This is a genomic window from Sanguibacter sp. Z1732 (genome assembly GCF_051020515.1).
Lineage (GTDB): Bacteria > Actinomycetota > Actinomycetes > Actinomycetales > Beutenbergiaceae > CALKWS01.
On the sequence record NZ_CP194857.1, the window covers coordinates 1,550,801 to 1,566,733 of the forward strand.

The following is a 15,933-nucleotide window of genomic DNA, read 5'->3' on the forward strand; positions in this document are numbered from 1 at the left end:
TGCGCGCCGTCGCGTCGGCTCCGGCTCCGGCGCGGCTGGGCGAGCCGAGAGCGGCAGCACTGGCAGGGTGAAGGGCATGGCAAGTCTGAGATCCGTGCTGGACGGTATGGCCGAACCCTGCGATGACGCCCGCCCGATGGTGCGTTGGTGGTGGTTCGGCCCGCAGGTGGACCGGTCCGGGATCGCCCGCCAACTGCACGCCATGCGTGCGGCCGGACTGGGCGGTGCCGAACTCTCCTTCGTCTACCCCCTCACCGAGGAGTCGGAGGAGTTCGGATCCCAGGCGTTCCTGGACCACCTGGACTACGCCGCCGCCACGGCCGCCGAACTGGGGCTGCGCCTGGACCTCACGCTGGGCAGCGGGTGGTCATACGGAGGCGGGCACATCGGCTCCGAACACGCCGCCCGTGGCTTGCGCTGGGAGGTACGCGAGATCGGCCCGGCGACCCAACAGGTCGCCCGCAGCGCCTCGTGGCCCGGAGATGAACTGCTCGCCGTCTTCCTCGCCCCCGGCGCCCCCGGGGAGGCGGCACCGGGGGGTTACGAAACCGGTACCGATCGGGCCTGCCGCGGCAACCATCCCACCCGGAGCCGGGCCCAGGACGGTGCTGCTGGTCTGGTCGGTCTTGACCGGCCAGCAGGTCAAGCGCGCAGCCAACGGCGCCGAGGGCCCGGTGCTGGACCACTACAGCGCCGCAGCCACCCGCGCACACCTGAGCGCCGTAGCCGACCCACTCCTGGCGGCGGCACGCCCGGACCGGATCGGCGCGGTGTTCTGCGATTCACTGGAGGTCTACGGCTCCGACTTCACCGTGCACCTGCCCGAGGAGTTCACCCGACGCCGTGGGTACGATCCGTTGCCGCACCTGTACTTGCTCCGGGTCGAGGGCCCGGGCCACGCGACCTTCCGCGCCGACTACTACCGCACCCTGTCGGAACTGTACGAGGAGAACTTCGTCGCGGTGCTGGGACGCTGGTCCCAGGACGCCGGAGTCGACCTGCGGATCCAGAACTACGGGGAACCGCCGGCCACCATCAGTTCCTACCGCCACGCCCGGGCCTTCGAAGGGGAGGGCTGGGGCTGGCTGGGCCTGCCCGAGACCCGGTGGGCCGCGGCCGCCGCGCACCGGTACGCGCGCCCGGTGGTCTCGGCCGAGGCGTTCACCTGGATCCACTCCCCGTCGCTGCGCGCCACCCCACTGGATCTGAAGGGAGAGGCACATGAGCACTTCCTGTCCGGGGTGAACCAGTTCTTCATGCACGGATGGCCCTACTCCGCCGAGGATGCGCCCGGTGTGGGGAATCTGTTCTACGCCGCCGGGGCGCTCGATGATCGCAACCCTTGGTGGCCGGTCATGCCGGAACTGAGCCGGTACCTGACCCGACTGGGTTGGCTGCTGCGCCAGGGCCGCGCGGTGGCGGACGTCGCGGTCCTGGTCCCATCCGCGGCGATCTACGCCGAGATGGGCACCGGCGGGCCGTACGGGTGCAACCTGTGGCGCGGCACCGCGCGTGCGCTGGGTGACATCCCGGCCCGGATCCGCACCGCGGGGCTGGACTTCGACCTGCTCGACGACGACGCCCTGGCGGGACTGGACCCGCACACCTTCCGCGCCGTCGTCGTCCCCTGGCTCGGCCCCCTGGGATCGCGGGCACGGGCGTTCCTGCGGGCTGCCCGGGACGCCGGGGTGGCCGTGCTGACGATCGACGACGATCCCGGGCAGGTGCAGCCGGCACCTGAACGCTGGGTCAGCCCGCGCGGTGTGGACCTGCGCGGAGATTCCGTGACCGGGGACGCGGTGCCGAACCATGCCGTGCCCGACGGCGCCGAACTCGGCGAGGTGGTCCCGGCCGACCGGTTGGCGGAGGTGCTCGTCGGGCGGATCGGGGCGGACTGTGCGGTGCGCACCGGTGCCGACGTGGTCGGCGTGGTGCACCGCGACCTCGGCCCGGTACAGGTCTACCTGGTCGTCAACACCGGCGCCGACCAGTTTCGCACCGGACTGCGGCCGCGCGTCGGCTACTCCCGTTGGGCCCTGGCCGATCCGGCCCACGGCACCGTGCTGGACGCACGGACGCTCGAGCGAACCGATGCGGCCCCGCCCTGGATCGAGGTGGAACTGGCGCCCTATGGCGCCCAGGTGCTCATCACCGGCGTCGCCGACGAACCGTGGCCGGCGCCCGGTGAGCAGGGCGTGCGTCCCCGGGAGGAGGAGCTGGAGATCAGCGGCTGGTCAGCCGGACCCGCGGAGGGCCCGCTGCGGCCGGTGCGGCTGCCGCACGTGTGGGAGAGCGACGACGAGGTACCGGCCCACCTGGACAGCCTGCGTTATGAGGCGGTGGTCACCATCCCCGAGAATGTCCGGACCGGCGAGCCGGCTTCGACGGCGCAGGTGTTACTGGACCTGGGACCCACGCAGCCCATCGACCCCGACGCGCTGGCCGAGCGGGGGTTGCCGCCGCAGTCCTTCCGCGCCGAGGTCGACACCCCGGTAGGTGAGGTCGCCGAGGTGATCATCGACGGCTCGTCGGTCGGGCACCTGTGGGGCACCGCCCTACCGGATCGACATCACCGAGGCACTGCGTGCGGCGTCCGGGCCGGCCGGGCCCGACGGGGGTGGGGCAGGGGCGACCGAACACCGCATCGAGTTGGTCGTGCACTCGGTGGGCTCGCGCGCCGTGGCCGCCGATACCGGACTGCCCGACCGCATCGAGGCGACCAGGCGTCGCCACGGGGTGCGGTTTCGGATGCAGGACCTGCAGCACGCCACCACAACGGTGGTGAGCGGACTCCGGGCGGTGCCCCGACTCGTCGTCCGACACGGGTAGACCGCTGGCCGCGCGGTAGCGACGGTCTCGCAACGCGGTGGCGGGCGTCGCCTCGGCGTAGGTGACCTACGGCCCCGCGCCCGCCATGGTCAGGAGCGATGGCCTCCCGGGCCGCCGTCCACAGCCATGACGTGCCAACTCACATCCTGTGCACACAGCTGTGGATCAGGGCTGTGGATAAAGTCTTATCGATACTATCGCTTGGATGACCGCTCCCGAGCCCTGGTCGCCGCAGCGGCGATTCTGGACGATCTGCGCCACCCCACCCGATTGCTGGCGGCGCGGCGCAGCGCGCCCAAGACCCTCGCCGGGCGCTGGGAGTTCCCTGGGGGGAAGGTCGAGCCCGGGGAGGCCGACCACGACGCCGTGCATCGGGAACTGCACGAGGAACTCGGCATCCGGATCCACCTGGGTGAGCAGATCGCCGGCCCGGCGGGGACCGACTGGCCGATCCTGCACGGTCACCGGATGCGGGTGTGGTTCGCCCAGATCGCCACCGGCGATCCGGCGCCGCTGGCCGATCACGACGATCTGCGCTGGCTCCCCCTGGGGGAGCTGCACACGGTGGCATGGCTCGAACCCGATCTGCCGATCGTGCGGGCCATCCAGTCGCGGCTCGGCATCGCCGGCGAGGGTGGGTCGACTCTGCACCGTTTTGCGACAGAATAGGCCACGCCGTCAGCATGTGACATGATGCCGGGGTGCCCAAGATCATCGGAGCCTCCCTGGCGGAGCATCGCGAGAAGGTGCGCGGCAAGTTGTTCGCCGCGCTGTCGGACCTGATGGAACGGTCCGGCTTCGACGCTGTCAGCCTGGCGGAGATCGCCCAGCAGGCCGGGGTGGGACGGACCTCGGTGTACAACCACTTCCCGGACAAGGAATCGTTGCTGATCGGATTCATCGAGCACGAGACCGAGACGTTCCTCGACGATCTGCGCCAGGCTCTGGTGCAGGTGCAGGACCCGCAGGAACAGTTGCGGGTCTATGTCCGGGAGCAGATCAGCCTGCGCCGCTCCTACCACCTGGCCCCCGCGGCGCTGCGTGCCGTGGTCTCCCGGCACACGCTCACCCGGCTGCGCGACCACGTGGTGCTGGTGGAGGGCATGCTGCACGAGATCCTCGCGGCCGGCATCGACTCCGGGCGGCTGCCCGCGCAGGACCTGGACTCGGTGGTGCCGCTGATCAACTCCTGCCTCTCCGCTCGCGCGGTGCCCGAGTCCGGGCCGGAGCGGGAGCGGGCCATCATCGCCACCGAGGCGTTCGTGATGCGGGCGGTCGGTGTGCCCGAGCAGGCGGTAGCCGCCGATAAGGTTCCGGTCGAGGTCTGAGGGCCCGCCGGCCGGCGTCATCCACAAATTCTGTGCACAGGGCTGTGCATGAACAGCGTTCTCCCAGGTCGTGCTGTGGACGCACCTGTGCACGAGTTGGGGATAGAAAAGTCGTGGACGAAACCCCTTGTTAATCCCTTGTTCGGGTACTAGACATTGCTTATCGACAACAGCATAGAGATTCCCCGAAGGAAGGAGATCCTAACGGATCGCCCAACGGAGGGGAAAGCGTCAACCAAGGGTTTGGTATACCGAACCTGCGGGGCCATCGGCCGGGGAGACCCGGACGATGGTCAGCCAGACCGGTCCGGTTCTCCGGATCGATCAGGTCTGTGACCCAACCGCCGGGGTTACCCGGTGAAGGTGCACAGGACGACGTTGTTGACGACGCCATGTGGAAAACGGCAGTGGCCGAGCCAGAGCCCCCGGGTTCGCGGCTCGGATGGTCTTCGATGGGACCGCACCGCTGAACGGACCGCATGGGATCGTCGACGAGGTGACTCGGTCGCTCCGGCGGCCGGAGTCGGCGGATGGTCATCGCATCGGCAACCCTCGACGACGAAGCAAGGCCCCTCGAATCCCTAGTTCGAGGGGCCTTTGCTTTGTGCCCGTAATCCTTGCCGGGCACACCGGCCCATCCTGGCAGCGACACGCCCGCACCGCCGAATCGGCCGAGCGGCGGCCGCAGCGGCCGCAGCGGCCGCGGGTAGGCTGGACGCGTGATCGAACTGAAGACGCCCGCTGAGATTGACCAGATGCGGCCCGCCGGCCGGCTCGTGGCCAAGGTGCTCGCTGCGATACGCGAGCACGCCGCCGTGGGGGTGAACCTGCTGGACCTGGACGCCATGGCGCACCAGATGATCCGCGACGCCGGAGCGGAGTCCTGTTACATCGACTACCACCCCTCATTCGGGGCGAGCCCGTTCGGCAAGGTGTTGTGCACCTCGGTCAACGACGCGGTGCTGCACGGCCTGCCGCACGACTACGCACTGGCCGACGGCGACCTGCTCTCGGTGGACTTCGCGGTGTCCGTGGACGGCTGGGTCGGGGACGCCGCCACCAGCATGATCGTCGGCACCCCCGATCCGGCGGACCAGCGGCTGATCGAGGCCACCGAGACCGCGCTGCAGGCCGCGATCGAGGTCGCCGTGGTGGGCAACCGGATCGGGGACATCTCAGCCGCTATCGGCGCCGTGGCGTCCGACCACGGCTACCAGGTGAACACCCAGTTCGGTGGGCACGGGGTGGGCCGCAGCATGCATGGAGAGCCCCACGTGCCCAACGACGGCCGGGCCCGTCGCGGGATGCCGCTGCGCCCCGGCCTGGTGATCGCCATCGAGCCGTGGTTCATGGCCGGTACCGATGAGATCTACACCGACCCCGACGGGTGGACCATCCGCTCCGCGGACGGTTCCCGGGGCGCGCACAGCGAGCACACCGTGGCGATCACCCCCGATGGCCCGGTGGTGCTGACCGCACGCGACTGAGGCCCGGCGGGCCGCCCGCCCGTGGTTAATGGTGGCTGGGCACCGGGTCTTCCTGACTCAGTCGCTCCGCGCGTACCGGTGCGGCGCCCCGGGTGGCCCGCACGCTGGCCTCGGGACGCAGGTCCAGGCGTCGCAGGAACTGGGCGTTCATGGCCACCACCACGGTGGACAGCGACATCAGCAGCGCACCGACCGCCATCGGCATCACGAATCCGATCGGGGCGAGCGCACCAGCGGCCAACGGCACCGCTGCGAGGTTGTAGCCGGCGGCCCACCACAGGTTCTGCTTCATCTTGCGGTACGCCGCACGGGAGAGCTGGATCACCGACAGCACCGACCTGGGATCGTCGGAGGCCAGGATCACCCCGGCCGAGGCGATCGCGACGTCGTGCCGGCGGCGCCGATCGCGATGCCGACGTCTGCCTGGGCCAGGGCCGGGGCGTCGTTGACGCCGTCGCCGACCATCGCCACCACCCGCCCCTGCTCCTGCAACTCGGCGACCTTGCTGCTCTTGTCCTCGGGCCGCACCTCGGCGAAGAGTTGATCGATTCCGAGTTCCTCGGCCACCGCGGTGGCGACCGGCTCGGCGTCGCCGGTGATCATCACCACGTGGATGCCGAGGTCGTGCAGGGCGCGGACCGCCTCGCGCGACTCGGGGCGGATCTCATCGGCCAGGGCGAGTGCACCCGCGACCTCGCCGTCGAGGAGCACGTGCAGCACGGTGGCACCGCGGCCGGACCACGCCTCGGTGGCGGACAGCGCAGAGCGGTCCGACGTCGCCAGGAGGGCAGGACCCCCGACGGCGACGGTGCGGCCCTGCACGGTGGCCCGGACACCGACGCCGGTGGCCGAGGAGAAGTCGCTGGCCACCGGGACGGTCAGCCCCTTCTGCGCGGCCGCCTCGCGAATGGCCCGGGCGAGCGGGTGCTCACTGTCACCCTCGGCACTGGCAGCCAGGGACAGCAGGTCCTCCTCGGTCGTGTCGCCGGCGGTGGTGAGGTCGGTGACCACCGGTTCGCCGGCGGTCAGGGTGCCGGTCTTGTCGAACAGCACCGCGTCCACGGTGCGCATCTGCTCCAGCGCCATCCGGTCCTTGACCAGCACCCCGCCCTTGGCGGCACGTTCGGTGGCGATGGAGACCACCAGCGGGATCGCCAGACCCAGGGCGTGCGGGCAGGCGATCACGAGCACGGTGATGACTCGCATCAAGGCCTGGTCGGGGGTGCCGAGCAGCATCCAGGCCACCAGGGTGACCGCTGCGGCGCCGAGCGCGAACCAGAACAGCCAGCCGGCTGCCTTGTCCGCCAGCCGCTGAGCCCGGGTGGCCGAGGACTGCGCCTGGGCGACCAGGCGCTGGATGCCGGCCAGTGCGGTGTCCTCGCCGACGGCGGCTATCCGCACCCGCAGCGCATTGTCGGTGGCCACGGTGCCGGCCACGACCCGGTCCCCTGCGGAACGGGGCACCGGTCTGGACTCCCCGGTGATCATCGACTCGTTCACATCGGCACTGCCCTCGACCACGTCACCGTCGGCTGGGACGCGCCCACCCGGGCGCACGATGACGACATCGCCCACGACCAGGTCCGAGGGCGCGACCGTGGTGACCTGGTCGCCGTCGACCCGCTCGGCCTCGTCGGGGAGCAAGGCGGCCAGGGAGTCCAGTGCCGAGGAGGTCTGTTCCAGGGAGCGCATCTCGATCCAGTGCCCCAGCAGCATGATCACCACCAGCAGCGCCAGTTCCCACCAGAACTCCAACTCGTGGGACAGCAGGCCCAGGCTGGCGCCCCACGAGGAGATGAAGGCGACGGTGATGGCCATCGCGATCAGCAGCATCATCCCGGGCTTGCGCGCCTTGAGTTCACTGACGGCGCCGGTGAGGAAGGGCCGGCCACCCCAGAGGTAGATGATCGTGCCCAGCACCGGCGCGACCCAGGTGAGCCAGCCGGCCTCGGGCAGGTCGTAGCCGATGATGTGCGCGAACATCGGGCTCAGCAGCACCGTCGGCAGGCCGAGGAGGAGCATGATCCAGAACAACCGGCGGAACTGGCCCACGTGGTCGCCGTGGTCGTGGCCGCCGTGGCCATGATGACCATGGCCACCGTGACCGTGATGAGCGTGCTCGCTGTGCTCGTTGTGCTGGGCGTGCTCGCTGTGCTCGTCGTGCTGGGCGTGCTCGCTGTCAGGGTCGTGCCCGCGAGGGTCCTGAGCCTGCTGGATGCCCGGGTCGCTGTGGTGGTGAGGTCCTGAGATGCTCATAACGACGATCTCCCATTCGCGATATACCCCCGTAGGGTATCAGGATGACCCACGATATACGAGGCCTCGGCCCAATCGCATCGATTGACACCGATACCCGCCCTGGGTATACGATCGGACGAATCCTATACCCCCTACGGGTACCGCATCCATTAAAGGAGGACGCATGGACCGGCACGAGTACCAAGTGACTGGCATGACCTGCTCGCACTGCGAGAACGCCGTACGCGAGGAGGTCGGGCAGATCTCCGGCGTGGAAGCGGTCGAGGTCAGTGCGCAGACGGGCACCCTCGTGCTCAGCGTGAACGGGCCGGTCGATGACGCCACCGTCGTGGCAGCGGTGGACGAGGCCGGATACGAGGCGGTGCGCGCCTGATGAAGGTCCCCCTCCGGCTCGGCCTCTACGGGGCCGGTCTCGTGGTGGTCTTCGTGGTGGCGGCCGCGATGGGCAACGTCGTGGTGCCGGAGGAGACCGTGCAGGACTGGGTCCGAACCGTGGAGGAGATCCGTCACGAGGAACCCGGCCAGCCGGGCACCGGTTCCGGCGACGACGAGAGCACGGAGGCGGACCCCGCCGAGGAGCCCGCCGACCACTGAGCCGGTGACGCACCAGCCAGCAGTACGAAGGAGAGGCACCGATGTCCACACCCCGCCCAGCAGCAGGGCGCCGGCAGCGCCGTGGAACTGGCGATCGGCGGGATGACCTGTGCCTCGTGTGCCATGCGGGTGGAGAAGAAACTCAACAAACTCGACGGCGTCGAGGCCTCGGTGAACTACGCCACCGAGAAGGCCCGCGTGACCCTCGCCGACGGCGTCCGGATCGACACCCTGATCGACGTCGTGGCCCGCACCGGCTACACCGCCACGCTCCCCGAACCGCCACGGACCGCGGCGGACGAGTCCGAGACCGACGATGAGGTCGATCCCGAGCTGGTCACCCTGCGCCAGCGTCTGATCGGATCGGTGCTGCTGTCGGTGCCGGTGATCGCCATGTCGATGATCCCCGCGCTGCAGTTCACGTACTGGCAGTGGGCCTCCCTGGCCCTGACCGCACCGGTGATCGTGTGGGGCGGCTGGCCCTTCCACAAGGCGGCGTGGACGAACCTGCGTCACGGTGCCGCCACGATGGACACCCTGGTATCCCTGGGCACCAGCGCGGCGTTCGTGTGGTCGCTGTACGCGCTGTTCCTCGGCACCGCCGGCGTACCGGGGATGACTCACGCCTTCGAACTGAGCATCGCCCCCACCGACGGCGCCGCGAACATCTACCTCGAGGTGGCCGCCGGGGTGACGATGTTCATCCTGCTGGGCCGCTACTTCGAGAAGCGCTCCAAGCGCCGGGCCGGTGCCGCGCTGCGCGCACTGATGGAGATGGGCGCCAAGGACGTGGCAGTCCTGCGCGGCGGGGTGGAGACCAGGATCCCCAGCGCCGAACTCGCGGTGGGCGATGAGTTCATCGTGCGCCCGGGGGAGAAGATCGCCACCGACGGCGTCATCGTCTCCGGCACCTCGGCGGTGGACGCCTCGATGCTCACCGGCGAATCGGTGCCGGTGGAGGTGTCAGATGGCGATGCCGTCACCGGGGCCACCGTGAACGCCGGCGGGCGACTGGTGGTGCGCGCCACGCGCGTGGGCGGCGACACCCAAACTGGCGCAGATGGCCAAGATGGTCGAGGACGCCCAGTCCGGCAAGGCCGAGATCCAGCGCCTGGCGGACAGGGTCTCGGGGATCTTCGTCCCGACCGCCATCGCGATCGCAGTGGCGGCCCTGGGCGCCTGGATCGGTGCCGGCTTCCCGCTCAGCGCCGCCTTCACCGCCGCGGTCGCGGTGCTGATCATCGCCTGCCCGTGCGCGCTCGGACTGGCCACCCCCACCGCGTTGCTGGTGGGCACCGGTCGCGGCGCCCAGATGGGCATCCTGATCAAGGGCCCGGAGGTGCTGGAGTCCACCCGCAAGTCCGACACCGTGGTGCTGGACAAGACCGGCACGGTCACCACCGGGACCATGACCCTGACCGGGGTCCACCCCGCTGAGGGTGTGGACCGCTCCGAACTGCTCCGCCTGGCCGGAGCGCTGGAGAACTCCTCCGAGCACCCCGTCGCCCGGGCCATCGCCACCGGTGCCGCCGATGAGGTGGCCGAATTGCCGCAGGCCCACGACTTCACCAATCTCGAGGGAAGGGGCGTGCGCGGCGTGGTGGAGGGCCGCACCGTCATCGTCGGCCGCGAGAGCCTGCTGGAAGAGATCTCCCAGGACCTGCCCGCGGGTCTGGCCACGGCCAAGGCCGCCGCCGAATCGCAGGGCACGACCGCCGTCGTCGTTGCGTGGGACGGCGCTGCCCGGGGCGTGCTGACGGTGGCCGACACGGTCAAGCCCACCAGTGCCGAGGCGATCCGGCAGTTGCGGGGTCTCGGTCTGACGCCGGTGCTGCTCACCGGTGACAACAAGGCCGTCGCGGAGCAGATCGCCGCCGAGGTGGGTACCGAGACGGTCATCGCCGAGGTGCTGCCGAAGGAGAAGGTGGACGTGGTGGCCCGCTTGCAGAGCGAGGGCAAGGTGGTCGCGATGGTCGGCGATGGCGTGAACGACGCCGCAGCGCTGGCCCAGGCCGATCTCGGCCTGGCCATGGGCACCGGCACCGACGCGGCCATCCAGGCCGCCGACATCACCCTGGTCCGTGGGGACCTGCGCAGCGCGGCCGATGCGATCCGGCTGTCCCGCAGGACGCTGGGCACCATCAAGGGGAACCTGTTCTGGGCCTTCGCCTACAACACCGCCGCGATCCCCCTGGCCGCCTTCGGCCTGCTCAACCCGATGCTCGCCGGCGCCGCGATGGCCTTCTCCAGCGTGTTCGTGGTGGGCAACAGCCTGCGGCTGCGGTCCTTCGAGTCCCGTGCGTACACCCCCGCGCCGAAGGTGACCGCCTCGTAGGATCGCTCCTACGTGCTCCACCATGAATCAGGTGCGGGCGGTGATGGAGGTGGCGCAATGACCGACGTCGAGGCCGGCGCGGCGGCACACGTGCGCACCCTGCTGGTGCTCGGTGCCAGCGGTGACCTGGCCGGCCGGCTCCTGCTGCCGGGCGTGGGGCGCCTCCTCGCCGGCGGCGGGGCCCCGTACCTGAACCTGGTGGGGGCGGGGGCGGAGGACTGGGATGACACCCGGTGGCGGAACCGGCTGCGCGAGGCGTTCGCGGCCACGCCCAGCATCGAGGTCGCGCCCTGGGAGGAGATGGCCGCGCCCACCCTGTCCGATCCCGGTGCGGGAGCCCTGCGCCGGTTGGAGCGCGAGTCGGTCTACGTGCGCACCGACGCCGCCAGCCCCGATGACCTGCGCCGCGCCCTGCAGGTGTGCGCCGGCCCGGTGGCCATCTACTTCGCACTCCCACCGGCGGCGACCGAGCAGGCCTGCCGGGCGCTGGGTGAGATCGGCGTGCCCGAGGGCACCCGGTTGATCATGGAGAAGCCGTTCGGGTCCGACGCGGCGTCGGCCCGGTCGCTGAACCGGACCGTGCGCGCCCTGGTGCCGGAGGAGCAGATCCACCGGGTCGATCACTTCCTGGGCAAGTCCACCGTGCTGAACATCCTGGGATTCCGGTTCGCCAACCGGATCTTCGAACCGCTCTGGAGCGCGGCGCACATCGACTCGGTGGACATCGTCTACGACGAGGACCTGGCCCTGGAGGACCGGGCCCGCTACTACGACTCCGCCGGTGCGCTGCGGGACATGATCCAGAGCCACCTGCTCCAGGTGCTGGCCCTGATCGCGATGGCCCCGCCCGCCACGATGGGCGAACGCGACGTGCGCGACCGCATCGCCGAGGTGCTGCGTGCCACCCGGGCCGGGGACCCCACCAGGCACAGCGTGCGAGCACGCTACGGCGCCGGACGGATCGGGGAGCGGGACGTGATCGCCTACGCCGATGAACCCGGCGTGGATCCCGGGGCCGGCACCGAGACCCTGGCCGAGGTCACCTGTTTCATCGACAACTGGCGCTGGAAGGGAGTCCCGTTCCGGCTCCGGTCCGGCAAGGCGCTGGGTGCCACCCGCAAGGAGGCACTGATCACCTTCAAACCGGTCCCGCACCTGCCCACCGGTTTGCTCGGCACCTCCCAGCCGGCGCGGTTGCGGCTCGGCCTCGGCCCGGAGTGCCTCGACCTGGAACTGGACGTCAACGGCTCCGGTGACCCGTGGGAACTGGACCGGGTGGTGATGTCCACCGCCTTTGCCACGGGGGAGCTGCCCGCCTACGGGGAAGTGCTCTCCGGAGTACTGGAGGGGGACCCGCTGTTGTCGGTACGCGGTGACGTGGTGGAGCAGTGCTGGCGGGTGGTGGAGCCGGTACTGGCCGCCTGGGCCGCCGGCACGGTTCCGCTGCAGACCTACCCCGCCGGGAGCGCGGGCCCCGTCCGATGACCACCGGCTGAATCAACCATCCTCGCCCAGCTCCTGGCGGACCTGGGCCACGGTCGCCTCCACCTGATCGGCCTCGATCGGCCACAGGTCCACCGCCACCTCCAGGGTGGAGCCGGACCCCTCGGTGAACACGATCCCCCGCAGCGGGGAGACGTCTCCGTAGTCGCGGCCCCAGCCGAGTTGGACGTAGCGGCTGTCGATGAACTGGTCGTTGGTCGGGTCGATGTGCAACCACCCGCCGCCGGGAAGCCACAGCGCGGCCCAGGCGTGGGAGGCGTCCACGCCCCGCAACTTCGGCCGGCCCGGGGGCGGTTGGGTCTCGATGTACCCCGAGACGTACCGGGCCGCCAGCCCCATCGCGCGCGCGCACCCGATGAGCAGGTGGGCGAAGTGCTGGCAGACCCCGACGCGCCGCTTGAGTACCTCCGAGAGCCGGGTGTCCACCCGGGTGGCCCCGGAGACGAAGTCGAAGTCGGTGAAGATCCGGTTGCTCAGGTCCGCCACCACATCCACCATGGGGCGCCCCGGGACGAAGGAGGGCGCGGCGTAGGCCCGCACCTCCTCGATCACGTCGATCATCGGGGACGCGGCGCGCGCCTCGGCGATGGCCAGCGCGGTGGTGGCGCCGCCCACGCTCGGGTGTTCACCGGTGCGGCACACCGCGTCGACGGCGCGGCTGACCTCCTCCCACGCCACCGCGGGCAGGGAGTCGGGTTCGACCCGGCGCCGTTTGGTGGTGACCACCGAGCGGGCGGTGACCTCCAGGCGCCGGTGCGGCCGGGTGACGTGGAAGTAGGTGGAGCCGTTCCCGGCGAAGTCGCTGTGCTGTCCGCTGTGGTCGGCGCCGGGATCCACGCTCAGCCCGGCGATGTGCACCTGCTGGCCGGATCCGGTCCGGGGCAGCAGGATCGCCCGCCCGTAGGAGGAGGTGACGTCGGCCGGGTAGGTGTAGGTGGTGGCGTGGGTGAGCCGGTAGTGGCGCACGGACGACTCGGATGTGTTCATCGCACGCCACCCCCGTTCCCCCAGGCCCAGACCGGGGGCTCGGTGGCCTCGTCCGCACCGGGTACCCGGATGCCCACCGCGTCCAGCCACTGGCTCGGCACCGGGTGGATGAAGTGCACCCGGGCGATCTCGTTGGCCAGTTCGGCCAACCGCCAGTGCAGGGACTCCAGAAAGCCCGCCAGGTGGGCGCGGTGACCGTCGTCGTCGGCGTCGGACAGCACCGTCCTCCCCCTCGGCGAGCAGGTCCCGCAGATCCGCCAGTAACTGGTCCCTGGAACCGGCGTCCCGTACCGGGGTGGGCACCTGCACGAGCAGCGTGGCGATCGCCTCCACCTGGTAGGCCAGTGCCCGCGGGTTCCGCCGGTCCAACAGCAGCAGGTCCAGGAAGGTCTCCACCCGGGCGTGCCGCTGGAAGCGGCGCCGGTAGGTGATGGCGGACTCGTGGGCGATCAGCAGCGCCTCCAGCACTCCGGCTTCCACCGCGGGGGGCTGCTGGTTCGGCAGGCATGCCCGCAGCGTCATCACCAGGTGCTGGGCGCGTTCGATCCGGCGCCCGATCTCCATCAGCGACCACCCCACGTCACGCATCATCGACTCGGCGCTGATCCCGGCCAGCGCGAGCATCCCCTCGGTGACTCGGGAGACGGCCCGGGACAGGTCCACCACGCCGCCTCCTCGGTGCTGGGCGCGGGCCCGATCCAGCGCGCGGTTCACCGTGGCCAGCGCCTGCCAGGTGTCGGAGGAGAGTTGGTCGCGCACCGCCGTGGCGGCGCGCAGGATGCGGTCCACGGCGAAGGCCACCGTGCCCGGTTCCTCCCCGATCAGGACCTGCTGCGGGGTGCCGCCGGCGGTGGTACCGGCCAGGACGCGTTCCAGCACGTCCAGGCTGCGTCCGCCCGGGGAGGTCGGGCTGGTGTGGTGGTCGGCCCAGAGGTCGGCGACCACCTGCAGCAGGCGGACCGTGGCCTCGGCGCGTTCGGCGTAGCGGCCGAACCAGAACAGGTTCTCGGCGGCACCAGCGGAGATGGTGTCGGTCCCACCCTGGCCGGCCCCCTCCGCTGCGGCACCTGTTGCACCCGCCGGTGCGTCGTCGTCGGCCCTGCCCGGCTCCCAGGGCTCCAGGACCGGCTGCGGTTCGGTGGACAGCACCCACAGGTCCTTGGCGGTGGCACCGGCGGCGGCACCGCCCGCGGCGGTGTCGTTGGCGAAGACGCTGGGAACCTCGGCGTCCCCGATCTGCGGGCCGCTCACCTGCGCGAGCCCGCCGGACATCACCTGGTAGCCACCGGGCCGGGCCAGCGCGAAGGTGCGCAGCGTGGTGGGGCGGGCCACCAGCGCACCGGGCCCGGCGGTGGGGGTGGTGGAGGCTCCAACCGGCTCCTGGCCAACCCACTGGCGCGGCTGGGCGGCGATCACCGCGGACAGGCTCGCGCGCGCGTCGGCCCCCAGCTCCCAGCCGTGGATCGGTGGGGCACCCGGGGCGGTGTGCCGGATCACCAGGTGGCCCAGGTTGGCGATCACGTGGGAGCACATGGCCCGGTCCCCGCACCAGTAGGTCACGGTGGAGGGCAGCGCCAGGTCCTCATCGCGCAGCACCCGGCACAGTTGCGGCAGGTAGGCCAGCAGCGCCGGATTCTCCAGCACTCCGCTGCCCAGGGTGTTCACCACGGTCAGGTTGCCCTCCCGTGCGGTCTGGACCAGGCCGGCAGCGCCGAGACGGGAATCGCCGCGCAGGTCCAACGGGTCGCAGTACTCCGCGTCCACCCGGCGCAGCAGGACGTCCACCGGCTCGGCGCCGTGGAGGGAACGCATCCACAACCGGCCCCCGTGTACCTCCAGGTCCTCCCCCTGCACCAACGCCAGCCCCAGCATCGAGGCCAGGTACCCCTGGTCGAACGCGGTCTCGGAGTAGGGCCCGGGCGTGAGCATCGCGATCCGTGGGGCATCACCGGCAGACGGCGGAGCCACCTCCCGTAGCGCGGTGGCCAGGGCGTGGAAGAACGGGCCGATCCGCCGGATCCGGGCCTGGCGGTACAACCCGGCCATCACCTGGGCCACCGCCCGCCGGTCGGCCATCGCGAAACCCAGCCCGGAGGGGGCCTGGGTGCGGTCGGCCAGCACCCGCCAGCCGCCGTCGTCCTCCCGGGCCACATCGGCGGCGTGCAGGAACAACTGGCGGGGGCCCGGGATGGCGATCCCGTCCACGGCGCGCAGGAATCCGGGGTGGGGCAGGACCAGGTCGGCCGGGATCAGGCCCTCGGTGATCAGCCGGCGGGGCCCGTAGAGGTCGGTGAGGATCTCATCGAGCAGTTCGGCGCGCTGGCCCAGGGCGGTCTCCACCCCGGCCCACTCCACCTCATCGAGGATCACCGGGAGCGGATCGAGTTCCCAGGGCGCCTCCTCGGTGTCGCTGCCGTGGCGGACCCACTGGTCGGACAGCATCGTGGAGATCTCCGCCCGGGCGTCCTCGATCTGGTGCCAGGTGTGCAATTCAGCAAGATCGGCCATCTGGTCCCAGGCGGCCCGGGCGGTGCCGGTGGCGTGCACCATCTCATCCCGGCCCGGTCCGGGCGCGCGATAGGAATCGAGCAGGTCACTCACTCGCTCGCGC

At 71.0% G+C, this 15,933-nt stretch carries 9 protein-coding genes and 3 pseudogenes; 10 read left to right on the plus strand and 2 right to left on the minus strand.

The window, feature by feature from the left end:
* Window positions 1–106: 106 nt before the first annotated feature.
* The 5 genes and pseudogenes from ACRRRO_RS08315 to map all read left to right on the plus strand — a co-directional run.
* Window positions 107–412: pseudogene (locus ACRRRO_RS08315) on the plus strand (glycosyl hydrolase); the annotation flags it as partial.
* Between the two features lie 193 nt (window positions 413–605).
* Complete coding sequence (locus ACRRRO_RS08320) at window positions 606–2,894, plus strand: glycosyl hydrolase (RefSeq protein WP_434081379.1); 2,289 nt, start codon at window positions 606–608, stop codon at window positions 2,892–2,894.
* A gap of 136 nt (window positions 2,895–3,030) precedes the next feature.
* Window positions 3,031–3,498, plus strand: a complete 468-nt coding sequence (locus ACRRRO_RS08325) for a (deoxy)nucleoside triphosphate pyrophosphohydrolase (protein WP_434081380.1) — start codon at window positions 3,031–3,033, stop codon at window positions 3,496–3,498.
* A gap of 32 nt (window positions 3,499–3,530) precedes the next feature.
* A complete protein-coding gene (locus tag ACRRRO_RS08330) occupies window positions 3,531–4,157 on the plus strand; it encodes a TetR/AcrR family transcriptional regulator (protein WP_424795479.1) in 627 nt (208 codons plus the stop codon).
* A 719-nt stretch (window positions 4,158–4,876) separates the two neighbouring features.
* Window positions 4,877–5,644 (plus strand): type I methionyl aminopeptidase, encoded by a 768-nt coding sequence (gene map, locus ACRRRO_RS08335; protein ID WP_424795478.1) that lies wholly within the window; start codon window positions 4,877–4,879, stop codon window positions 5,642–5,644.
* Between the two features lie 25 nt (window positions 5,645–5,669).
* Here map and ACRRRO_RS08340 read toward each other — a convergent pair.
* Window positions 5,670–7,666 (minus strand): annotated as a pseudogene (locus ACRRRO_RS08340) (heavy metal translocating P-type ATPase).
* Between the two features lie 30 nt (window positions 7,667–7,696).
* Here ACRRRO_RS08340 and ACRRRO_RS08345 point away from each other — a divergent pair.
* The 5 genes and pseudogenes from ACRRRO_RS08345 (at window position 7,697) to ACRRRO_RS08365 (ending at window position 12,317) form a co-directional block, all read left to right on the plus strand.
* The gene (locus tag ACRRRO_RS08345) at window positions 7,697–7,891 is read left to right on the plus strand and encodes a hypothetical protein (protein ID WP_434081381.1); all 195 of its coding nucleotides are present in this window, start codon (window positions 7,697–7,699) and stop codon (window positions 7,889–7,891) included.
* Between the two features lie 175 nt (window positions 7,892–8,066).
* The gene (locus ACRRRO_RS08350; protein ID WP_424795476.1) at window positions 8,067–8,276 is read left to right on the plus strand and encodes a heavy-metal-associated domain-containing protein; all 210 of its coding nucleotides are present in this window, start codon (window positions 8,067–8,069) and stop codon (window positions 8,274–8,276) included.
* Window positions 8,276–8,497 carry a hypothetical protein gene (locus ACRRRO_RS08355; RefSeq protein ID WP_424795475.1) on the plus strand — a complete coding sequence of 74 codons (222 nt, stop codon included), beginning with the start codon at window positions 8,276–8,278 and terminating at the stop codon, window positions 8,495–8,497. Before ACRRRO_RS08350 ends, ACRRRO_RS08355 begins: the two co-directional genes overlap by 1 nt.
* Before the next feature lie 102 nt (window positions 8,498–8,599).
* Window positions 8,600–10,832 (plus strand): annotated as a pseudogene (locus ACRRRO_RS08360) (heavy metal translocating P-type ATPase).
* A 57-nt stretch (window positions 10,833–10,889) separates the two neighbouring features.
* A complete protein-coding gene (locus ACRRRO_RS08365) occupies window positions 10,890–12,317 on the plus strand; it encodes a glucose-6-phosphate dehydrogenase (RefSeq protein WP_424795473.1) in 1,428 nt (475 codons plus the stop codon).
* Between the two features lie 12 nt (window positions 12,318–12,329).
* Here ACRRRO_RS08365 and ACRRRO_RS08370 read toward each other — a convergent pair whose 3' ends face one another.
* Window positions 12,330–15,923 carry a circularly permuted type 2 ATP-grasp protein gene (locus ACRRRO_RS08370; RefSeq protein ID WP_434081382.1) on the minus strand — a complete coding sequence of 1,198 codons (3,594 nt, stop codon included), beginning with the start codon at window positions 15,921–15,923 and terminating at the stop codon, window positions 12,330–12,332.
* Window positions 15,924–15,933: the final 10 nt, after the last annotated feature.